The sequence below is a fragment of the Cobetia marina genome, from assembly GCF_001720485.1.
Classification (GTDB): domain Bacteria; phylum Pseudomonadota; class Gammaproteobacteria; order Pseudomonadales; family Halomonadaceae; genus Cobetia; species Cobetia marina.
The window spans coordinates 1,145,139-1,165,790 of record NZ_CP017114.1 but is presented as its reverse complement, the minus strand read 5'-3'; the positions used below and the strand labels follow the sequence as shown (position 1 = coordinate 1,165,790).

The following is a 20,652-nucleotide window of genomic DNA, read 5'->3' as shown; positions in this document are numbered from 1 at the left end:
GAGGTCCCCTGTTCTTGAGCCTTGCCTTGTGTCTGTACTGCCTCAACTCACCTGGCTTGAGGCGTTTTCCACCCGATTCGTGACGGGGATGCCGCTGTGGAAACGGAAGCTGACATCAGGACGCTCGATCAGCTCCTTCTCCACCGCACGCAGTACCGCAAGACGGGATTCCAATGGTTCCTTGCTGTAACGCTCGGCCAACATGAGGTAATCCTCATAATGGCGTCCCTCAGACTTAACCAAAGTGCGATAGAACTTTGCAAGCTCGGGCTCAAGATACGGGATCAGACGCGCGAATCGCTCGCAGGACCGCGCTTCGATCAATGCCCCGATCAGCAGGATATCCACCAGCCGCTGAGGGTCTTCCTTGCGCACCTGCTGACGCAGCCCTTCTGCATATCGGGAAGCCTTGATATGACGATAGACGATTCCACGCCTTTCCATCAGTCCTACCACCTGCTCGAAGTGCAGAAGCTCCTCTCGAGCCAGCTGTGACATCTTGCTCAGCAGCAAGGGGTGGTCCACATAGCGGTACATCAGACTCATCGCGGTGGAGGCCGCCTTCTTCTCGCACTGCGCGTGGTCGATCAGCAACAGCTCAGGATTGTCGAGCGCCGCCTCTACCCAGGCGTGCGGTGTGCGGCAACCGAGAAAGGCCAGCAGGGAGTCCGGCAGCAGTGCATCGGTATCCTCGTTGCTCGGCCCCTGCGGCGCCTTGATGACGCGTGAAAGCTCATGGGCCATCCGAGCGTCATGCTCATCCGTCGCGAAACGCTCGCGGTCAGTCATCAGGGTCATGCCATCGTCCATCATGTCAGTCTTTTCTCTTGCCAGCGTCATCTTGCGTTGCATCAGGAGGATGACCTGCCGGACTCACTTCATTATTGGCCCGCTTTGCCGCTTCCACCATGATTTCATCGTTTATTCGCGAAAAAAGCTGTTCCGGCTCAAGTTCCTCGCCGCCACTGCACGGCGTGATGCCATAGGCAGAGAGGTCACGGATCCTGGTGCGTCCCACCCGCAGAAGCTCCACCGCACGTGACAGCGCCGACTGATCCTCACGAAAACGAATCCGGTGGCGCGTCAACTGTTCCGCCAGCGCCGCCTCGTCATGCACGTACAGCCAGCGCCCGGCGACGTCACTGCGCAGCGCATCCAGCTCGCGCATGCGCTGCGTGCGCTGCTCACTGTCATACCCGAACCAATCGAGGATCTCCTGGTCATGGCGCTGGCATCCACGACAGACGTTGTCACCCACCGTGGTGGAACACACCCCGACGCAGGGAGAAAGAATACGGCTCATGCTGCCCTCGGCTTGCGGCGAAATTTCAGGAAAAAGGATAACAGCATCATACCGTGCGCCTGCTGAGCTCGACAGCGGTGCACGGAGACCGCAAGGCTCGAGTCACCTCGACGCGACATCGGGCGATGCGAGCCGCGCCATGCCTGAAGCGCGACAAAGAAATGCAATATCAAGCTGTTAAGGTCGAAATGGCGCCCTGGATGACGACCAAAGTCTCAGCCCCCACACGGGGGTGCTCCTTAACATTGTCGACAAAGTTGAGTAGACTCGCGTTCGCCCCGTAGCGCCTGATTCGCTCGCAATAAGACGCTTGAATTACCCGCAAGAAGCCTCGGGATGTCTCTGCCGGTTCGCGTGACGACTGGCACACGCATCTCGACACGATTACAGATGAGGGTCTCCCACGTGCTTGAAGCCTACCGTCAACAGGTTGAAGAACGCGCCCAGCAGGGCATCCCGGCGAAGCCGCTGAATGCAGAGCAGACCGCTGATCTGGTCGAACTGCTCAAGAATCCGCAGGCCGGTGAAGAAGAGTTCATCCTCGACCTGTTCACCAATCGCATCCCGCCGGGCGTCGATGAAGCCGCTTACGTCAAGGCTGGCTTCCTGACCGCCATCGTGCGTGGCGAAGCTTCTTCACCGCTGATCGACAAGACCCACGCCACCAAGCTGCTCGGCACCATGCAGGGCGGCTACAACATCGCCACGCTGGTCGAGCTGCTGGACGACGAGTCCATGGCCAAGGAAGCCGGCGAACAGCTCAAGCACACCCTGCTGATGTTCGATGCCTTCCACGATGTCGCCGAGCGCGCCAAGGCCGGCAACACCGTCGCGCAATCCGTGCTGCAGTCCTGGGCGGACGCCGAATGGTTCCTGTCAAAGCCCGCCCTGGCGGACAAGATCACCCTGACCGTCTTCAAGGTGCCGGGCGAGACCAACACCGACGACCTGTCCCCGGCACCTGACGCCTGGTCACGTCCGGACATCCCGCTGCACGCCAACGCGATGCTCAAGAACCCGCGTGATGGCATCATCCCGCAGGAAGAAGGCGTCATCGGCCCGCTGGCCCAGATCGAGGAAGTGAAGGCCAAGGGCTTCCCGGTCGCCTACGTCGGCGACGTGGTCGGTACCGGCTCCTCACGCAAGTCCGCCACCAACTCAGTGCTGTGGTTCTTCGGTGACGACATCCCGAATGTGCCCAACAAGCGCGCTGGCGGCTTCGTGTTCGGCAACAAGATCGCGCCGATCTTCTTCAACACCATGGAAGATGCCGGTGCCCTGCCGGTGGAAATGGACGTCGAGAAGATGGCCATGGGCGATGTCATCGACATCTACCCGTACGAAGGCAAGGTCTGCCGTCACGACACCGACGAAGTCATCTCCACCTTCTCCCTCAAGACGCAGGTCCTGCTGGACGAAGTGCGTGCTGGCGGTCGTATCCCGCTGATCATCGGTCGCGGTCTGACCGACAAGGCACGTACCGAGCTGGGACTGGACGCCTCTGACGTCTTCCGTCTGCCGGAGCAGCCGAAGGACACCGGCAAGGGCTTCACCCTCGCGCAGAAGATGGTCGGCAAGGCCTGCAACATGGAAGGCGTGCGTCCGGGCATGTACTGCGAGCCGAAGATGACCACCGTCGGCTCCCAGGACACCACCGGCCCGATGACTCGCGACGAGTTGAAGGATCTGGCATGTCTGGGCTTCCAGGCCGACCTGGTGATGCAGTCCTTCTGCCACACCGCCGCCTACCCGAAGCCGGTCGATGTCGAGACTCACCATACCCTGCCGGACTTCATCATGAACCGCGGCGGCGTGTCGCTGCGTCCGGGCGACGGCATCATCCACTCGTGGCTGAACCGCATGCTGCTGCCGGACACCGTCGGTACCGGTGGTGACTCCCACACCCGCTTCCCGATGGGCATCTCCTTCCCGGCAGGCTCTGGCCTGGTGGCCTTCGCCGCCGCGACTGGCGTGATGCCGCTGGACATGCCGGAATCCGTGCTGGTGCGCTTCAAGGGCAAGCGTCGCCCGGGCATCACCCTGCGTGACCTGGTCCACGCCATCCCGCTGTACGCCATCAAGCAGGGCCTGCTGACCGTCGACAAGTCCAACAAGAAGAACGCCTTCTCCGGCCGCATTCTGGAAATCGAAGGTCTGGAAGATCTCACCGCAGAGCAGGCCTTCGAGCTGTCTGACGCCTCTGCCGAGCGCTCCGCCGCGGGCTGCACCATCACGCTGTCCGACGAGAGCGTGACCGAGTACCTGACGTCCAACATCACCCTGCTCAAGTGGATGATCGCCAACGGTTACGGCGATGCCCGTACCATCGAGCGTCGTATCGCCGGCATGGAAGAGTGGCTGGCCAACCCGAGCCAGATGCGTGCCGACAAGGACGCGGAATACGCCGAGATCATCGAGATCGACCTCGACGAGATCGATCAGCCGGTGCTGTGTGCCCCGAACGACCCGGACGATGCGCGTCTGCTGTCCGACGTGGCCGGCCAGAAGATCGACGAGGTCTTCATCGGCTCGTGCATGACCAACATCGGTCACTTCCGTGCCGCCGGCAAGCTGCTTGAGAAGCAGCCGGCCGGTAGCCTGAAGACCAAGCTGTGGCTGGCACCGCCGACCAAGATGGACCAGCACCAGCTGACCGCCGAAGGCTATTACGGCATCTACGGCCGTGCCGGCGCGCGCATGGAAATGCCGGGCTGCTCGCTGTGCATGGGTAACCAGGCACGTGTGGCTGCCAAGTCCACCGTGGTGTCCACCTCCACGCGCAACTTCCCGAACCGTCTGGGCGACGGCGCCAACGTCTTCCTGGCGTCTGCCGAACTGGCCGCCATCGCCGCGGTCATCGGTCGTCTGCCGAGCGTCGAGCAGTATCAGGGCTACATGGGCGAATTCGATGCCATGGCCGGCGAGATCTATCGCTACCTGAACTTCCATGAGATCGAAGAGTTCCAGAACGCCGCCTCCAACGTGATTCCGGTCACTCAGGAAGCCTGATCAGGCGAGGCGCCGGGCTCCAATGTCCGGCGCCTCTCTGGACAGCAGCCGTCACTGGTCACGCCAGAGCTGCCAGCGAGACAACGAAACGGGCCGCCCCATCAGGGACGGCCCGTTTTTTCATGCCTGGCGTTCTCGCCCGCCGCCCGAGACGGCCTGACGACCTGCTCGGCCTAGAACTTGTAACCGACAGAGGCCGTGAAGGCATCTACCTGATAGTCGCTGTCGAAGTCATAACGCTCGTATTCGGCACGGATCAGGAACGGATCGAGATTGACCTGGGCACCGGCACCATAGACCGGGTCGAAGCCGTCATTGTCCTTCAGGTCGACACTGGAATCGCCCAGATTGCCGTCGACATCGGTTTCCCACTTGGCCATGCCCGCCTTGGCGAACAGCGAGAAGTACTGGCCGATCGGCAGGATACCCACCACGTTGACGCCGTAGGCCTTGGACTTGAGATCGGTATTGCCGAAGTCATTGCCCTTGAGCTGAACGGTCCCGAGATCCGTATAGAAGGCTTCGGTGGCGAAGTACGGGTTGTACTGATAGCCCACGAAGGCCTTGTAGACGTTGTCGTCATCATCCACGTCGAAGTCATCGCTGCCGGAGTCGATGAAATCGCCGGCCTCATCGGAATCATCGTTCTTCAGGCTGGAAAAACCGGTACCGGCACCGATATAGAGCCCTTCGGTGGCATTGCCTGCCGCCTGGGCGTGACCACTGAGCGCCAGAGCGAGAGCGGCGAAGGAAACGGTGGCCAACGGGGCGGCCAGAAGACGTGACTTGCTCATGTGTTGCTCCTTGATCCAATGGGCGGCACAGGCGGATACCTGCCAGAGGCAGTCTGGTTCAACGTCGCCTGCCATGGGTGCAGGAGCATCGTGGTAGATATCGAACGGTGTTTCAAGAGTGGCGTTTTCACTACTTCCCACGTCGCCAGTCAGCAACATGCCCTCGTGACCCTCCCGTCCCTCGCTTGCACGCGCCCGAGGCCCGCTTAGCCCTTCGCACAGGTGCAAAGCCTTGGCGTATCGGGCATTCTCGACGTTGTGGCATTGCAGCAATCGCCAGCGCTCCGTCCCCAAGCGACCCTCACCGGGCCGCCCAGCACAAGGAATCCGACATGACGCACTCCATCTCCACCCCCGATCTCTGCGATGAGTTCCCTGATGTGCAAGTCCTCGAGCCCCTGTTCATCAACTACGGCGGCGTCGAGTCCTTTGGCGGCGAAGTCGTGACCATCAAGTGCTTCGAGGACAACTCGCTGGTCAAGGCGGCGGTCGCGGAACCCGGTGCAGGGCGCGTGCTGGTCGTCGATGCCGGTGGCTCGATGCGCTGCGCCATGCTGGGCGACATGCTCGCCGAGCAGGCCGCCAAGAGCGGCTGGGCCGGCGTGATCATGTATGGCTGCATCCGTGATGTCGACGAGATCCACGCCACCCAGCTCGGCGTGCAGGCACTCGGCTGCTACCCGCGTCCCAGCATCAAGCGTGGCGAAGGCCAGCGCGATATCCCGGTCACCTTTGCCGGTGTCACCATCGTGCCGGGCGACTTCCTCTACGCCGACAACAACGGCATCGTCACCTCGAAGGAAGCCCTGATTCGCACCCAGCCGACGCCCTGATTGGTTCCCGACCACCGGTCGAACCGTTCAAGCCCCCAATGAAAACGCCCCCACAACCGTTCTGGCTGCGGGGGCGTTTTCCTGTCAGTCGTGTCTGTCTCAGCGCACGCTGACCGGCTCACCTGATGCGGTGTCCTGGCGCTCGGCGACCGCATCATCGGCACGCGCAAAGCGATCCACCACGGCGGCGCAGGCCGCGTCACCGGTGATGTTGAGCGCGGTACGCGTCATGTCGAAGATACGATCCAGCGCGAACAGCAGCGGCAGGCCCTCGATGGGAATGCCGGCCGCCAGCAGCACGGCAACCACCAGGAACGACGGCCCCGGCACGCCAGCCTGACCGATGGCACCCAGGGTCGCGGTGAACACGATGGCGGCGTAGGCGGAGAAGCCGAGATCGACGTTGAAGACCTGGGCGAAGAACATCGCCACCAGCCCGTAATAGATGGCGTTGCCGCTCATGTTGATGGTCGCGCCCAGCGGCAGCACGAAGGCCGTCGTGGCATTCTTCAGGCCCAGCTCCTTCTCGCAGACTTCCATGTTGACCGGCAGGGTCGCCATGGAGGACGCCGTGGACAGCGCGACGGCCTGCGGCTTCTTCATCACCGACAGGAAGCGACCCAGTGGCACGTCAGAGCCGAACTTGACCACCAGCGGGTAGAACACGAAGCCATAGATGAGGATGGCGCCCATGTAGACGAGGAACAGCTTCATCACCAGGGTCAGCACATCGAAGCCGAAGGTGCCGACGGCGTCCGCCATCAGACCGAAGACGCCGATCGGCGCGATCAGCATCACCACGTTGATCATCCACACGAAGGCCTCGATCACGGTATTCAGGCCTTCGATCAGCGGCTTGCCACGCTCGCCGGTCTTGGACAGGCCAATGCCGAGAAACAGGCAGAACACCAGAATCTGCAGGATGTTGGCATCGGTGAGTGCGCCGAAGATATTGGTCGGCACCATGCCCAGAATGGTATCCATCACGCCCGGCACGCTGCCCTTGTCGGCGTAGGCGTTGGAGAACATGCCCTTGGCGCTTTCCAGATCCACCCCACTGCCCGGCTGGAACACATGCCCCATCACCAGCGCCAGCATCACCGCCACGGCTGAGGTGAGCATGAAGAAGGCGAAGGTGGAGAGACCGATCTTGCCGGCAGAAGGGCTATCGCCCAGATTGGCGGCTCCCGACACGATGGAGACCGCGATCAGCGGTACCACCAGCATCTTGATCAGGTGAATGAAGAGCTCACCGAGTGGCGCGAACATCGCGGCGCTCTCGCCCATGTAAGCGCCTACACCAGCGCCCAGTATCATGGCAATGACTACCTGGACGCCGATGTTCTTCCATAAAGACTGTTTCACGTTACGACTACCTTGGATTGTGTCTGAAAGGTCGGTTGTTGCGTGCCACCGCATTGCTGGCTACTGGTGAGGCCTGCCGTCATGGTCACCATGGATGCATGGTCACCATGGATTCATAACCACCATGGATATTGTGGTCAGCGGGGTGGCTGGGATTATAAATGACTGCCTTTTCCACACGAGGCAGGATGATCATCATTTAGTCGCGAATTCGAGATCATTTTGTTGCTATTTGTTACGAACTGACATGCTTCTGCCGGTTTCTACACCATTGGTCTAGTGTCGCAAGCTGACCATCCATTCAGTTTTCGGGCGCGAAAATGAAAAGCGCCCACCGCACATGATGTGCAGTGGGCGCTTGATCAGCCGGCGACTGGCGCCAGCATCTGGTAGTGCGCCAGCCTAGGGCCTCTCACTGGGTCAGATACCGAGGCTGGGCATCACATCCGCTCGCGAGCGGGATCAGGCCAGTTCCTTGTCCGCCAGCATGAACCAGGTTTCCAGCACGGAATCCGGGTTGAGGGAGACGCTGTCGATGCCCTCTTCCATCAGCCACTTGGCCAGCTCCGGATGATCCGACGGCCCCTGGCCGCAGATACCCACGTACTTGCCCTGCGCCTTGCAGGCACGGATCGCCATCGACATCAGCTGCTTGACCGCCGGATTACGCTCATCAAAGAGGTGAGCGACGATGCCGGAGTCGCGATCCAGTCCCAGGGTCAGCTGGGTCAGGTCGTTGGAACCGATGGAGAAGCCGTCGAAGTGCTCGAGGAACTGATCCGCCAGCAGCGCGTTGGTCGGCAGCTCGCACATCATGATGACGCGCAGACCGTTCTCGCCACGCACCAGGCCATTCTCGCCCAGCAGCTTGATGACCTGTTCCGCCTCGCCGGTAGTCCGCACGAAGGGCACCATGATCTCGACGTTGGTCAGCCCCATCTCGTCACGCACGCGCTTGAGGGCACGGCATTCCAGATCGAAGCAGTCGCGGAAGGTGTCGGACACGTAGCGCGAGGCGCCACGGAAGCCCAGCATCGGATTCTCTTCGCCCGGCTCGTACATCTTGCCGCCGATCAGGTTCTCGTACTCGTTGGACTTGAAGTCCGACATGCGCACGATGACCTTCTGCGGATGGAAGGCGGCTGCCAGGGTGGAGATACCCTCGACCAGCTTGTCGACGTAGAAGTCGACCGGGCTTGCGTAGCCGGCGGTGCGCGCATCGATGGTCTGCTGCAGATCGATGGGCAGGGTGGCGTAGTCGAGCAGCGCCTTGGGGTGCACGCCGATCATGCGGTTGATGATGAACTCGAGGCGCGCCAGGCCCACACCGGCATTCGGCAGACGCGAGAAGCTGAAGGCGCGGTCCGGGTTGCCGACGTTCATCATGATCTTGAACGGAATCTCCGGCATCTCGTTGACGCTGGTGACGGTGCGGTCGAAGTTGAGGATACCGTCATAGACATGACCGGTATCGCCTTCGGCGCAGGAGACCGTCACTTCGCGGCCTTCGGCGAGCACCGAGGTCGCGTCGCCACAGCCGACCACGGCCGGAATGCCCAGCTCACGCGCGATGATCGCCGCGTGGCAGGTACGTCCGCCACGGTTGGTGACGATGGCGGAGGCGCGCTTCATGACCGGCTCCCAGTCCGGATCGGTCATGTCGGTGACCAGCACGTCGCCGACCTGCACCTTGTCCATCTGCTCGGGATTGTCGATCACGCGCACCGCGCCCTGGCCGATACGCTGACCGATGGCACGCCCCGTCACCAGGGTGCGGCCCTTCTCGCGCAGCTGGAAGCGCTCGAGATTGCCGCCCTCTTCCTGGCTGACGACCGTTTCCGGACGCGCCTGGACGATGTAGAGCTTGCCGTCATCGCCGTCACGCGCCCATTCGATGTCCATCGGACGCTGGTAGTGCTTCTCGATGATCATGGCCTGGCGCGCCAGTGCCTCGACATCGGCGTCGCTGATGCAGAAGCGATGACGCTCCGGCACCGGCACGTCGACGGTCGCCACGGAACGCCCGGCGCTGGTGTCGTCGGTGTAGACCATCTTGATCAGCTTGGAGCCCAGGTTGCGGCGCAGTACCGCCGGGCGGCCGGCGGCCAGCGTGGTCTTGTGAACGTAGAACTCGTCAGGGTTGACCGCGCCCTGTACCACGGTCTCGCCCAGGCCCCAGGAGCCGGTGACGAAGACGGCGTCGCGGTAGCCGGATTCGGTATCCAGCGTGAACATCACGCCGGAAGCGGCCGTCTCGGAGCGCACCATCTTCTGCACGCCGGCAGACAGCGCGACCAGCGAGTGATCAAAGCCCTTGTGCACGCGGTAGGAGATGGCGCGGTCGTTGAACAGTGACGCGAACACCTCGTGCACCGCACGCTTGATGTTGTCGAAGCCTTCGATGTTGAGGAAGGTTTCCTGCTGACCGGCGAAGGAGGCGTCCGGCAGGTCTTCCGCGGTGGCGGAGGAGCGCACGGCAACCTTCAAATTCGGGTGTCTGGCCTGCAGCTCGGCATAGGCACGTTCCATCTCGGCCTCGAAGGCCGGCGGCAGCGGCGTATCGATGATCCACTGACGAATCTCGGCACCGACGCGCGCCAGTTCGACCACGTCATCCACATCGAGAGCATCGAGGGCGGCATTGATACGCTTGTCGAGGCCTTCGTGAGCCAGGAACTCGCGATAGGCAAAGGAGGTAGTCGCAAAGCCGCCGGGCACGGTGACACCGGCATCGGCCAGATTGGAGATCATCTCACCGAGCGAGGCGTTCTTGCCGCCAACGCGATCAACATCGTTCATGCCGAGCTGATCGAAATCGACGACGTATTCGGATGTGGCTTGCTGTGACAAGGGAACCCCCTGGTACCAATGGATGGAAACGAATGACCGATGGAGGACGTTGAACCGCCTTCCGTTCAGCAATGACGCCACCCTAACAAGCTCTCTCTAGTATTAGCCATTGGTCTAACCGGCTAGTCAGTGGAGGAGGACTACAACCCTGAGACTGTTTCAGGCGTTCTGTCGCTATCGTCGCCGAACATGTCGACAAGCCAGAAACGGCCGCTACAGGAATGTAGTCATGGGCCGCTTTGCCGGAGAACGGGAACACGAGATTTCCCATATCGCGCCACTGGCCATCCGCCGGATATTGCAAGCACGACAGTGAACGCCGACACTTGGGACTTCACGAGACGACACCCTGCGCCGGGTTGTGTCTTCGATTCGTTCTTCACGAGTGCCCGTCATGACCCGAACCGCCTTCTTCATTTCCGATGGAACCGGTATCACCGCCGAGACACTGGGACGCAGTCTGCTGGCCCAGTTCGAGAACACCGACATCCGCATGGTGACCAAGCCCTACATCGACTCCTCCGAGAAGGCCACGGCGCTGGTCAAGGCCATCGAGAGCGCCCACGCCACGGACGGTGAGCGCCCCATCATCATCGACACCATCGTCGATCAGGACATCCGTGACATCATCTCGGAATCCTCCGGTTTCAAGGTCGACATCTTCTCCACCTTCCTCAAGCCACTGGAAGAGGAGCTGGATACCCACTCGTCCTACAGCGTCGGCAAGACCCACTCCATCGGTCAGGATGATGTCTACATGAACCGCATCGATTCGGTGCATTTTGCCCTCGACAACGATGATGGAGCGCGCACCCACCAGTACGACAAGGCCGACGTCATCCTCATCGGCGTCTCACGCTGCGGCAAGACCCCGACCTCGCTGTATCTGGCCTTGCAGTTCGGCATCCGCGCGGCCAACTACCCGCTGACCGAGGATGATCTCGACGAATCCGGCACCCTCAAGATGCCGGCGTCACTGGCGCAATATCGCCACAAGCTGTTCGGACTGACCATCGACCCGCGCCGCCTGGCTGCCATCCGTACCGAGCGTCGCCCCAACAGTCGCTACTGCTCGATCGACCAGTGTCTGCAGGAAGTCGAGCAGACCGAGGCGCTGTTCCGCCGCTCCAAGGTGCCCTACATCGATACCACGCGCTTCTCGATCGAAGAGATCTCGACGCGCATGATCGCCGAGACCGGCCTGGCACGCCGCTTCTCACCGCGCTGATACCCGGCGCTACGTTAGCCCCCAACAACACACATCGACCACAACAACCCCCCTACTCACGCAGGAAGTCTCCCCATGTTCCACACCAACCACTACTTCGACGGCCAGGTGGCCTCCATCGCCTTCCAGAGCGCAGATCTGCCTGCCACGGTCGGCGTAATGGCCATCGGCGAATTCGTGTTTTCCACCAGCCAACGCGAATACATGACCCTGATCAGCGGCGACATGCAGGTACTGCTGCCAGGCGCGGAAGAGTGGTACCAGCTTGCCGCAGGGGAAAGCTTCATCGTCGAAGCCAACCAGAGCTTCGAGGTGCGCACCACGGTCGAGTCCGCCTATCTGTGCAAGTACGAAGACGCTTAAGGCACTGGGAAAACAGCCGCCTGAGGCACTGAAAGCCAGACATGAAGAAGCCGCCGTGCCTTCGAGCACGGCGGCTTCTTTCGTCTCGATCTCTGTCTCTCGATACCGTGCTCAGGCGCGTCGCCTGAGCACGGAGCGCAGCGCCAGATAACTGATACCGCCCATCAGCAGATAGCTTGTCGCCACCCCGGCAAAGATACCGACCACACCGTGAAGCGTCCCCCCCAGCCAGGCCAATGGCACCAGCAGAGCGAACAGTCGCACCAGCGAGAGTGTCATCGCCCGGCGTGGCTCGTGCAGCGCATTGAGGCTGGAGTTGGCGAGGATGATCACGCCCTGGGCGCCGAGTGCGGCGGGAATCAGCCACAGGTAGGTGACCACCAGCTGCGCGACTTCCGGGCTTTCGGCGAAGCGCGCCGCGATCCACTCACCGCCAAGCCCCAGCCCCAGCCAGACCGCCAGCTGCCAGACGAGAATGAAGCCGAGTATACCGTGGATGGCTCGCCATACCCGCCGGTGCTGCCCGGCACCATCATTCTGGCTGATGAAGGGTGACAGCGTCATCGAGAGTGCCAGCACCAGAATCAGTGCCAGTGACTCGATGCGTGAACCGATGCCATAGGCCGCGACGGCGGCATGACCATGCTGACTGACGATCCGCGTGACCAGCGCCGTGGCGATCGGCGTCATCACGCTGGTCATGGCCGCAGGCAAGCCGATGGCCCCCACTTCTCGCCATGAGGTGATCAGACGTGTCAGCGACAGCTGATGCAGATCCAGCCGCGCGCGCAGCAATGGCAATGCCAGCAAGCCCAGCGTCATCGCCAGCCACGACAGCACCGTGGCCAGCGCCGCCCCCGCCACGCCCATGCCCTGCCAATCTCCGATGCCGAAGATCAGCAGCGGGTCGAGCAGCGCATTGAGTCCCCCTGCCGCCGCCATCACCAGCGAGGGCACCAGGGTATTGCCCTCGGCGCGTAGCACGCTGCCCAGCACGCGTGGCAGCAACACGAAGGGTGCCCCGAAGTACCATACCTGCATGTAGTCCTGGATGTGCGGCATCAGGGTGTCATCGGCCCCCAGCAACCCGAACAGCGGCCCGATGCTGACAAGCCCCGCCACGATCATCACGACGCCCAGCAGCAACCCCAGCAGACTGGCATCCGTGGCCCGCGCCTTGACCGTCTCGAACTCGCCACGCCCGAGCCTGCGCCCCACCACGGCGGTGGTGCCGATGGACAGACCGATGGCGATGCTGATGACGGCAAAGGTCACCGGAAAGGTGAAGGTGACCGCCGCCAGCTCCGCGGTGCCCAGCTGGGCGATGAACCAGGCATCCACCAGGTTGAACAGCATCATGGTGACGATGCCGCCGATCACCGGCCCCGTCATGCGGGCAAGCGTCGAGGCGATCGGATCACGCAGCAGATCACGCCGACCACGCGGGGACGGGTTTCTGGCAGAGGAAGAGGACGTGGGGTTGGCAGGCTCAGGCATGCAGGCTCCGGACAGTAAACGGCCCCGTCAGGCGAGCTGCCTGCGGGGCCATCGGGGGCTATCGATCGTACGATCTGTCGTGCAATCCGTCGTGCAGGACGGGCACAGTGTAAGACATCCGCGCGGCGAGAGCAGTTCCCTTGCGGCTCAGGGGGCTGCAAGCCGGACTAGTTGCCCTGCATGAAGGGCGAGATGACCTCTCCCCCCGCCTCACGCCAGGCCGCGAAGCCGCCACCGAGATGGGCCACCGGCCCGAAGCCCATGTCCTTGAGCGACTTGGTGGCCAGCGCCGAGCGCAGTCCGCCGGCGCAGAACAGCACATAACATCCCTCACGGGCGAAATCGGCACGGTGATAGGGCGAAGCCGGGTCGACCCAGAACTCCAGCATGCCGCGTGGCGCATGGATGGCCCCGGGAATGCGGCCTTCCCGCTCCAGCTCACGCACATCGCGGATATCCACCAGGATCAGGGGTGTACCGCCTGCGCGAGACTCCTCCAGCGCCTGACGCAGCGCCTCAGGCGACAGGGTGTCGATCTCCTTCTCGGCCGCTGCCACCAGCTCACTGACCGGTCGAATCATGGGGTCCTCCTTGCAGATGATATCGTCCTGATGATGCATGCCACTCACCGCCTGCGTGACACCTCACACATCCGCCTCGCCGCAACGATAGAAACGCTGGATGCTCGAGAAATCGAGACGTCCCGCACCCTGGGCGGCATGCTGGGCGAACAGGTTACGCGCCTGGGAGCCCATTGGCACTGCCGATTTCGAGCCCAGCGCCATTTCCCAGGCAAGGCCGAGATCCTTGGCCATCAGGTCCACCAGGAAGCCGCCCTGATAGTCGTTGGACGCAGGTGCCGCCTCCATCACCCCGGGCCAGGGGTTGTAGACGTTGAGCGCCCAGTTGCCGCCGGAGGACTGCTTCATCACCTCCGAGAGCACGGCCGGGTCCAGTCCGTTCTTGACCCCCAGCGCCAGCGCCTCGGCGGTGCCGCTCATCAGGATGCCCAGCAGCATGTTGTTGCAGATCTTGGCGACCTGACCGCTGCCGGCCGGGCCTGCATGGAACAGATTCTTGCCCATCACTTCCAGCAGCGGCACGGCACGCGCGTAGCCGTCGGCCTCGCCACCGACGATGAAGCTCAGCGTGCCGGCACGTGCGCCACCGACCCCGCCCGACACCGGGGCGTCCATGAAGGTGATGCCACGCTCGGCGGCATGGCGAGCGACCAGCCGGGCATCATCCGGCGCGATGGTCGAGGCGTCGATCACCAGTACCGAAGCGTCGAGTGTCGCCAAGAGGCCACCCTCGCCGTCTTCCTTGTCACCCAGATAGAGCTTTCGCACGTGCTGCCCCGCCGGCAGCATGCTGATGACGACGTCAACGCCCTCTGTCGCCTGGCGTGGCGACTCGGCGCGTGAGGCACCCGCCTCGACCAGCTGGCTCATGGCCGACTCGACCAGATCAAAGACCTTCACCTCATGGCCGGCCTTGACCAGATTGAGGGCCATGGGGCCGCCCATGTTGCCGAGCCCGATGAAACCGATGGATGTCATGGCAATGCTTCCTCGTGAACAGGTTCTTGTTGTCATTGGCGTCCGGCGGCATGTCCGCACCTGCCGCCCGTGCTGAAAAGCGCGCTTACAGATCCATCAGCGGATGCTCGTCCTCTTCCCACAGCGGCGCGAAGAAGCCGTCGATGTATTCCTCGGAGACCTGCGCGATCGAGGCATAGGCCCACTGCGGCTGCCTGTCCTTGTCGATCAGCAGGGCGCGCACCCCTTCAGCAAGCTCGGTGCCCATGCAGCAGCGCACCGACAGGGTCAGCTCGTCGCGGAAGGCTTCCGCCAGCGAGGAATGACGGTGACGTGCCAGCATGCGAAATACCAGATGCGGGGAACTGGGGCAGCCGGCCAGCAGACGCTCGCGATTGGCGTTCAGCCACGCATTGCAGTCACTGCGCGCCTGGGGATCGTCGAGGATCCGCTGACAGGCCTTCAGCACTTCGCGCCCGGCGACCAGCTGCTGAAGATGATCAAAGAGCGGCATGACCTGTCCCGGCGGCGCCAGCTCACGGCGCTCGAACTCGCTCAGCACCTGGCTCAGATGACGCGACGGATGACGCCCGAATTCCCCCTCGCACAGCGCCTGCTTGAGCGCCTCGCGCTGCGCGTCGGGAATCAGGCGTGTGGCAAGCCCGAGATCCAGCGCATCGCGGGCATTCAACTGCGCGCCGGTCACTCCCAGATACTCGCCGATGCCACGCGGCAGGCGATTGAGCAGCCAGCTGGCCCCGACATCCGGGTACAGGCCGATGCTGACCTCCGGCATCGCCAGCCGTGAGCTTTCGGTGACCACGCGCTCGCAACCGCCGGCGAACAGCCCCATGCCGCCGCCCATCACGATGCCGCCGCCCCACACCAGTAGCGGCTTGGGGAAGGTATGCAGCCGGTGATCGAGCCGGTATTCCGCGGTGAAGTAGCGGGTGGCGAAGAAATCCTCCAGCGCTTCAAGAGGGTCTGCGCCTTCGCTTGCCGGTGCGGTGGTCATCGCCTGATAGAGCGCCACGATATCGCCACCGGCACACAACGCACGCTCGCCGGCGCCTTCCAGCCACACCATGGCGATGCTGCTGTCCAGCTCCCAGGCATCCAGCTGGGCCTCGATGCGCTCGATCATGGCCAGCGACAGCGCATTCAGCGAGCGCGGCGCATTCAGGCGCATGATGCCCAGCTGCTTGCCGTCGCGGGCGCGACGCGTCTCGAACACCACGGGCGCCTCGACATCGGTCGCGGCCTTGGCAGTGACACCTTCTATCTGGCTCATGAGCGCCCTCCTCCCTTCACCTCTTTCTGATGCGAGACCCACTGCGGTGCACGCTTCTCCAGGAAGGCACTCACGCCCTCCTTCTGGTTGGGGTCATCGAACAGCTCGACGAACAGCTCGCGTTCCATGCGCAGGCCATCGCTCATGCCGCGATGGCGAGATGACATGATCAACGCCTTGCAGCGCGCCACCGCACTCGGGCTCTGGTTGGCGACGCTCTCGGCCATCGCCAGCGCGCGCTCCAAGCTCTGGCCGGTCTCGACCACCTCTTCGGCCAGCCCGATGCGACCGGCGGTCTCGGCATCCACCTGCTCACCACACAGGATCATGCGCTTGGCCCAGCCTTCGCCGACCAGCCACGGCAGATGCTGGGTGCCGCCCGCGCACGGCAGCAGACCGACCTTGGCCTCCGGCAGCGCCAGTTTCGCCTGACGCTCGACGATACGGATATCGCAGGCCAGCGCGCATTCAAGCCCGCCGCCCATCGCGTAGCCGTTGACGGCGGCAATCGTCACGCCGGGGAAGTTGGCCAGCCGCTCGAAGGCCAGCCCGAAGCGGCGCGCCATGGTGGCGGCGACGCCCTTGTCACCGTCGGCGAAGGTCTTGAGATCGGCGCCGGCGGAGAAGAACCTGTCGCCCTCACCGGTAATCACCACCGCACTGACGCTGCCATCGCCCTCCAGCTCATCGAGCAACTGCTCCAGCTCGATCAAGGACGCCTCCGTCCAGGTGTTGGCCGGCGGGTTGTTGATGGTGACACGGGCGATATGACGATCCTTCTCGAGAACGAGGCATGGCCCTTGATTGGATGACATCACGTAACTCCCTGAAAGATGGTAACCACTGACGAATTGAAGTGGAGGCGCCGTTACGCCAGCGACTCGATCATGCCCGGCGTCAGAAGACGGCGCGCGATGATCAGACGCATGATCTCGTTGGTGCCTTCTAGAATCTGGTGCACACGGGTGTCACGCACCAGCCGCTCCAACGGGTACTCGCGGATATAACCGTAGCCGCCATGCAGCTGGAGTGCCTGATTGCAGACCTCGAAGCCCATGTCGGTGGCAAAGCGCTTGGCCATTGCACAGTGGGCGCTGGCCTCGCCGTCGCCCTCATCGAGCTTGAAGGCCGCCAGCCGCACCAGGGTGCGCGCCGCGGTCAGTTCGGTGGCCATGTCGGCCAGCTTGAACTGCAGGGCCTGGAACTGCGCCAGCTCGCGCCCGAACTGCTTGCGCTCGCCGAGATAATCCCGCGACAGCTCCAGCGCCTTCTGGGCCGCGCCCAGCGAGCAGGTGGCGATGTTGATGCGTCCGCCATCCAGCGCCTTCATCGCGAAACGGAAGCCCTCGCCCTCCTCGCCCAGACGATTGTCCGCCGGGACCCGCACGCGATCGAAGCTCACCAGCCGGGTCGGCTGGCTGTTCCAGCCCATCTTGTCTTCCTTCTTGCCGTAGCTGATGCCGTCGGCACCCGCTGGCACCACGAAGGCCGAGATACCCGCCGCGCCGCTGTCAGGCTCGCCGGTGCGCGCCATCACCACCAGCACGTCCGTCGCCCCGGCACCGGAGATGAACATCTTGGAGCCACTCAGGTAGTAGTCATCGCCGTCACGCTCGGCGCGGGTGCGCAGACTGGCGGCATCACTGCCGCTGCCCGGCTCGGTCAGGCAGTAGGAGCCAAGCTTGTCGCCCGCCACCATCGCTGGCACCCACTGCTCGCGGCACTCGTCACTGGCGAAGCTCGCGATCATCCAGCCGACCATGTTGTGGATGGTGATGTAGGCGGTGGTCGAGATGCAGCCGGTGGCCAGCTGCTCGAGAATGATGGAGCTGTCCAGACGCGGCAGGCCAAGACCGCCATGCTCCTCGGGGACATAGAGCCCCATGAAGCCAGCCTCACCCGCCTTCTTCAGCGTCTCGATGGGAAAATGGGCCGTGGCGTCCCACTCGGCGGCATGCGGGGCAAGCTCGGCATCCGCGAAGGCACGCGCGCCCTCCTGCAGGGCACGCTGGTCATCGGTCAGCGAAAAGTTCATGCAGCTGCCTCCTGTTGTCCTTGTTCTTTATCTCCAGGCCCGCCGAGTCCTCGGCGGGCTTGTGAAGAGAGCCCTCTGCGCATCTGAAGAGCCCTCAGCGGTCTTGTAAAGAGAGTCATCAGCGGTCTTGTGAAGAGAGCCATCAGCGCATCTGAATAGAGAAGTTGGGCTGATTGCCCTCGGCCGGCGCATCATCGAACCAGCGCGCCGTCACCGTCTTGGTCTCGGTATAGAAGCGCACCGCCTGCTTGCCATAGGCATGCAGATCGCCGAAGAAACTGCCGCGCCAACCGGTGAAGGAGAAGAACGGCAGCGGCACCGGAATCGGCACGTTGATACCGACCTGGCCCACCGCGATCTCATTCTGGAAGCGGCGTGCCGCGCCGCCGGAGCGCGTGAAGATGGAGGTGCCGTTGCCGTAGGGGTTGTTGTTGATCAGCTCGATGGCCTCGGACAGATCCGCCGCCTCCATGCAGCACAGCACCGGCCCGAAGATCTCCTCGCGATAGAGCACCATTTCCGGCGTCACCTTGGAAAACAGGCACGGCCCCAGCCAGTTGCCGTCGGGATAGCCCGCCACCGAGATGCCGCGACCGTCCAGCAGCAGCTCGGCCCCTTCCTCGACGCCCTGCCCGATCCAGCCCGTCACGCGCTCCAGTGCCTGCGGCGAGATCAGCGGTCCGTAGCTGGCGCCCTTGTCATTCCAGGCACCGGGGCGCACCTCGGCCAGCGCATCACGCACCCGCGCGATCAAGGCCTTCGAATCACCGACGAAGACCGCCACCGAGATCGCCATACAGCGCTGACCCGCCGCACCGACACTGGCCCCGACCAGCGCATTCACCACCTGGTCCGCCGGAGCGTCCGGCATGATCACCATGTGGTTCTTGGCACCCGCGAAGCACTGGGCGCGCTTGAGGTTGTCGGTGGCGGTACGATAGATGTGCTGCCCCACCGGTACCGAACCGACGAAGCTCACGGTGCGCGGTGTCTCGTGGGCCAGCAGGTGATTGACCTGATCGCGCCCGCCCTGCACCACGGTCAGGATGCCCTCGGGCGCTCCCGCTTCCATGAACAGCTCCGCCAGACGCAGCGTGGTCAGCGGTACCTGCTCGGAAGGCTTGAGCACGAAGGCATTGCCGCAGGCGATGGACAGCGGGAACATCCAAAGCGGTATCATGGCGGGGAAATTGAACGGCGTGATGCCCAGGCAGACGCCCAGCGACTGGGTCACGGAGTAGCTGTCGATGCCGGTGGCGACGTTCTCCACCGTCTCGCCCATCAGTAGACTCGGAATGTTGGCGGCATGCTCGACCACCTCGATGCCGCGCCAGACATCGCCCTTGGCGTCCTCGAAGGTCTTGCCTAGCTCATGAGAGATGATCTCGGCCAGCTCGTCATGATGCTGCTTGAGCAGATGCTGATAACTGAGCATCAGACGGGCACGGGTCGGCACCGGGGTGTTGCGCCAGCGCTGGAAGGCCTGCTCGGCATGCACCAGCGCCTCGTCCAGTTCGCTGAGCGGCGTCAGTGGAACACGCGCCACTTCAGCGTTGGTGGCCGGGTTGGTCACGCTCAGGTGCTGATCGGCGGAGCTTGCGACAAACTGGCCATTGATCAGCTGTGGCAATACCAGTGGTGCGCTGTCACCGGCGACGACGGCGCGCAGTCGTGACAGCAACTCAAGCGAGCCATTTGCGGACGTGAGGGTAGTCGAAGACATGACGTGGCATTCCTGTGTCTGTTGTTATTGGGTGAAGGACGGCGTGTCAGCAGAGCCGGAGACGTCAGCCAGAGCCATCTTGCCGAAAGCGGCAAGCCGACATTGCGATCTGACTCAACCTAGCATCTGCTTGGTTGGCTGCAAATACTATTACCCTTTACGTTAACGTAAACAATGCTAGTCTGTAGAAAATTCACGGCCAGACGCCGCTGGCATCCACTGCGCAGAGGGGCATGCCATCTCCTCGGCGCACACAGCATTCGGAGCGGCAGTGCCCATGACGGATACGATGATTACCTCAACGCCTGACACCCAGAACCCGACAGCCTCCGAGAGTCCGGACGATGGCGTCGGCATGGAAGGCCTGCTGAGTGCCACCAGCACCAGCGACGCCATTCGCCCGACCCAACGCACCTGGAGCATCGGCGAGCTGGCACGTCATTTCGACGTGACCACACGCACCATCCGCTTCTATGAGCAAGAAGGCCTGCTGCATCCCCAGCGACGCGGCCAGACGCGCATCTATCACGACAAGGACCGCGTGCGCCTCAAGCTGACGCTGCGCGGCAAGCGGCTGGGATTCTCGCTGGCCGAGATTCGCGAGGTGGTGGATCTCTACGATGCCGCGGATGGCGGCGGCGAGAAGCAGCTCACGAGGCTGCTCGACATCCTGGCCGAGAAACGTGAAGGACTGGAGCGCCAGCTGCGCGACCTCACCGCCATGCAGCGCGAGCTGGACGATGTCGAGACGCGGGCGCGGGAAGCGCTGGCCCGCCTGACGACACACGGATGATGCGCGACACCTGTCACCCTCTTCCAACAC

17 protein-coding genes are annotated in these 20,652 nt (G+C 63.1%); 5 read left to right on the top strand and 12 right to left on the bottom strand.

What is annotated here, in order from left to right; genetic code table 11:
- Positions 1-42: 42 nt before the first annotated feature.
- Positions 43-744 carry a tRNA-(ms[2]io[6]A)-hydroxylase gene (gene miaE, locus BFX80_RS04970; protein WP_077375606.1) on the bottom strand — a complete coding sequence of 234 codons (702 nt, stop codon included), beginning with the start codon at positions 742-744 and terminating at the stop codon, positions 43-45.
- Positions 745-814: 70 nt separating this feature from the next.
- Positions 815-1,303 (bottom strand): DUF1289 domain-containing protein, encoded by a 489-nt coding sequence (locus BFX80_RS04965; RefSeq protein WP_084208100.1) that lies wholly within the window; start codon positions 1,301-1,303, stop codon positions 815-817.
- Between the two features lie 405 nt (positions 1,304-1,708).
- Here BFX80_RS04965 and acnB point away from each other — a divergent pair, with 405 nt between their 5' ends.
- Positions 1,709-4,312, top strand: a complete 2,604-nt coding sequence (acnB, locus tag BFX80_RS04960; protein ID WP_084208099.1) for a bifunctional aconitate hydratase 2/2-methylisocitrate dehydratase — start codon at positions 1,709-1,711, stop codon at positions 4,310-4,312.
- A gap of 173 nt (positions 4,313-4,485) precedes the next feature.
- Here the strand turns inward: acnB and BFX80_RS04955 are convergent, their stop codons facing one another.
- Complete coding sequence (locus BFX80_RS04955) at positions 4,486-5,106, bottom strand: porin family protein (protein WP_077374780.1); 621 nt, start codon at positions 5,104-5,106, stop codon at positions 4,486-4,488.
- 332 nt (positions 5,107-5,438) lie between these two features.
- Here BFX80_RS04955 and rraA point away from each other — a divergent pair, with 332 nt between their 5' ends.
- Positions 5,439-5,939 (top strand): ribonuclease E activity regulator RraA, encoded by a 501-nt coding sequence (gene rraA, locus BFX80_RS04950; protein ID WP_077374783.1) that lies wholly within the window; start codon positions 5,439-5,441, stop codon positions 5,937-5,939.
- 99 nt (positions 5,940-6,038) lie between these two features.
- Here rraA and BFX80_RS04945 read toward each other — a convergent pair whose 3' ends face one another.
- Positions 6,039-7,304 (bottom strand): dicarboxylate/amino acid:cation symporter, encoded by a 1,266-nt coding sequence (locus BFX80_RS04945; protein WP_205632738.1) that lies wholly within the window; start codon positions 7,302-7,304, stop codon positions 6,039-6,041.
- Between the two features lie 462 nt (positions 7,305-7,766).
- Positions 7,767-10,103: a phosphoenolpyruvate synthase gene (gene ppsA, locus BFX80_RS04940; protein WP_084209637.1), complete on the bottom strand. Its 2,337-nt coding sequence runs from the start codon at positions 10,101-10,103 to the stop codon at positions 7,767-7,769.
- Positions 10,104-10,548: 445 nt separating this feature from the next.
- Between ppsA and ppsR the strand changes: the two genes are divergently transcribed.
- Together ppsR and ppnP are read left to right on the top strand one after the other, a co-directional pair.
- The gene (gene ppsR, locus BFX80_RS04935) at positions 10,549-11,382 is read left to right on the top strand and encodes a posphoenolpyruvate synthetase regulatory kinase/phosphorylase PpsR (RefSeq protein WP_077374789.1); all 834 of its coding nucleotides are present in this window, start codon (positions 10,549-10,551) and stop codon (positions 11,380-11,382) included.
- Positions 11,383-11,457: 75 nt separating this feature from the next.
- Complete coding sequence (gene ppnP, locus BFX80_RS04930) at positions 11,458-11,745, top strand: pyrimidine/purine nucleoside phosphorylase (protein WP_077374792.1); 288 nt, start codon at positions 11,458-11,460, stop codon at positions 11,743-11,745.
- Between the two features lie 111 nt (positions 11,746-11,856).
- Here ppnP and BFX80_RS04925 read toward each other — a convergent pair whose 3' ends face one another.
- The 7 genes from BFX80_RS04925 to BFX80_RS04895 form a co-directional block, all read right to left on the bottom strand.
- Positions 11,857-13,242 carry an MATE family efflux transporter gene (locus BFX80_RS04925; RefSeq protein ID WP_084208098.1) on the bottom strand — a complete coding sequence of 462 codons (1,386 nt, stop codon included), beginning with the start codon at positions 13,240-13,242 and terminating at the stop codon, positions 11,857-11,859.
- Between the two features lie 167 nt (positions 13,243-13,409).
- Positions 13,410-13,823: a rhodanese-like domain-containing protein gene (locus BFX80_RS04920; RefSeq protein ID WP_084209636.1), complete on the bottom strand. Its 414-nt coding sequence runs from the start codon at positions 13,821-13,823 to the stop codon at positions 13,410-13,412.
- A 63-nt stretch (positions 13,824-13,886) separates the two neighbouring features.
- Positions 13,887-14,801, bottom strand: coding sequence for a 3-hydroxyisobutyrate dehydrogenase (gene mmsB, locus BFX80_RS04915; protein ID WP_084208097.1), 915 nt, complete (start codon positions 14,799-14,801; stop codon positions 13,887-13,889).
- A gap of 85 nt (positions 14,802-14,886) precedes the next feature.
- The gene (locus BFX80_RS04910) at positions 14,887-16,071 is read right to left on the bottom strand and encodes an enoyl-CoA hydratase/isomerase family protein (protein ID WP_084208096.1); all 1,185 of its coding nucleotides are present in this window, start codon (positions 16,069-16,071) and stop codon (positions 14,887-14,889) included.
- Positions 16,068-16,886: an enoyl-CoA hydratase gene (locus BFX80_RS04905; protein ID WP_077374805.1), complete on the bottom strand. Its 819-nt coding sequence runs from the start codon at positions 16,884-16,886 to the stop codon at positions 16,068-16,070. Before BFX80_RS04905 ends, BFX80_RS04910 begins: the two co-directional genes overlap by 4 nt.
- A 53-nt stretch (positions 16,887-16,939) precedes the next feature.
- Positions 16,940-18,106 (bottom strand): acyl-CoA dehydrogenase family protein, encoded by a 1,167-nt coding sequence (locus BFX80_RS04900; RefSeq protein WP_084208095.1) that lies wholly within the window; start codon positions 18,104-18,106, stop codon positions 16,940-16,942.
- A gap of 142 nt (positions 18,107-18,248) precedes the next feature.
- Complete coding sequence (locus BFX80_RS04895) at positions 18,249-19,829, bottom strand: CoA-acylating methylmalonate-semialdehyde dehydrogenase (protein ID WP_077374811.1); 1,581 nt, start codon at positions 19,827-19,829, stop codon at positions 18,249-18,251.
- Positions 19,830-20,184: 355 nt separating this feature from the next.
- On the opposite strand from BFX80_RS04895, the gene BFX80_RS04890 reads away from it, so the two are divergent.
- The gene (locus BFX80_RS04890) at positions 20,185-20,622 is read left to right on the top strand and encodes a MerR family transcriptional regulator (protein ID WP_077375619.1); all 438 of its coding nucleotides are present in this window, start codon (positions 20,185-20,187) and stop codon (positions 20,620-20,622) included.
- Positions 20,623-20,652: the final 30 nt, after the last annotated feature.

What these genes read in the sequence shown, in the direction of transcription:
- miaE (WP_077375606.1), bottom strand. Translation starts at nt 744, where the DNA reads ATGGCCCATGAGCTTTCACGCGTCATCAAGGCGCCGCAGGGGCCGAGC.
- BFX80_RS04965 (WP_084208100.1), bottom strand. Translation starts at nt 1,303, where the DNA reads ATGAGCCGTATTCTTTCTCCCTGCGTCGGGGTGTGTTCCACCACGGTG.
- BFX80_RS04955 (WP_077374780.1), bottom strand. Translation starts at nt 5,106, where the DNA reads ATGAGCAAGTCACGTCTTCTGGCCGCCCCGTTGGCCACCGTTTCCTTC.
- rraA (WP_077374783.1), top strand. Translation starts at nt 5,439, where the DNA reads ATGACGCACTCCATCTCCACCCCCGATCTCTGCGATGAGTTCCCTGAT.
- ppsA (WP_084209637.1), bottom strand. Translation starts at nt 10,103, where the DNA reads ATGAACGATGTTGATCGCGTTGGCGGCAAGAACGCCTCGCTCGGTGAG.
- ppsR (WP_077374789.1), top strand. Translation starts at nt 10,549, where the DNA reads ATGACCCGAACCGCCTTCTTCATTTCCGATGGAACCGGTATCACCGCC.
- ppnP (WP_077374792.1), top strand. Translation starts at nt 11,458, where the DNA reads ATGTTCCACACCAACCACTACTTCGACGGCCAGGTGGCCTCCATCGCC.
- BFX80_RS04925 (WP_084208098.1), bottom strand. Translation starts at nt 13,242, where the DNA reads ATGCCTGAGCCTGCCAACCCCACGTCCTCTTCCTCTGCCAGAAACCCG.
- BFX80_RS04920 (WP_084209636.1), bottom strand. Translation starts at nt 13,823, where the DNA reads ATGATTCGACCGGTCAGTGAGCTGGTGGCAGCGGCCGAGAAGGAGATC.
- mmsB (WP_084208097.1), bottom strand. Translation starts at nt 14,801, where the DNA reads ATGACATCCATCGGTTTCATCGGGCTCGGCAACATGGGCGGCCCCATG.
- BFX80_RS04910 (WP_084208096.1), bottom strand. Translation starts at nt 16,071, where the DNA reads ATGAGCCAGATAGAAGGTGTCACTGCCAAGGCCGCGACCGATGTCGAG.
- BFX80_RS04905 (WP_077374805.1), bottom strand. Translation starts at nt 16,886, where the DNA reads ATGTCATCCAATCAAGGGCCATGCCTCGTTCTCGAGAAGGATCGTCAT.
- BFX80_RS04900 (WP_084208095.1), bottom strand. Translation starts at nt 18,106, where the DNA reads ATGAACTTTTCGCTGACCGATGACCAGCGTGCCCTGCAGGAGGGCGCG.
- BFX80_RS04895 (WP_077374811.1), bottom strand. Translation starts at nt 19,829, where the DNA reads ATGTCTTCGACTACCCTCACGTCCGCAAATGGCTCGCTTGAGTTGCTG.
- BFX80_RS04890 (WP_077375619.1), top strand. Translation starts at nt 20,185, where the DNA reads ATGGAAGGCCTGCTGAGTGCCACCAGCACCAGCGACGCCATTCGCCCG.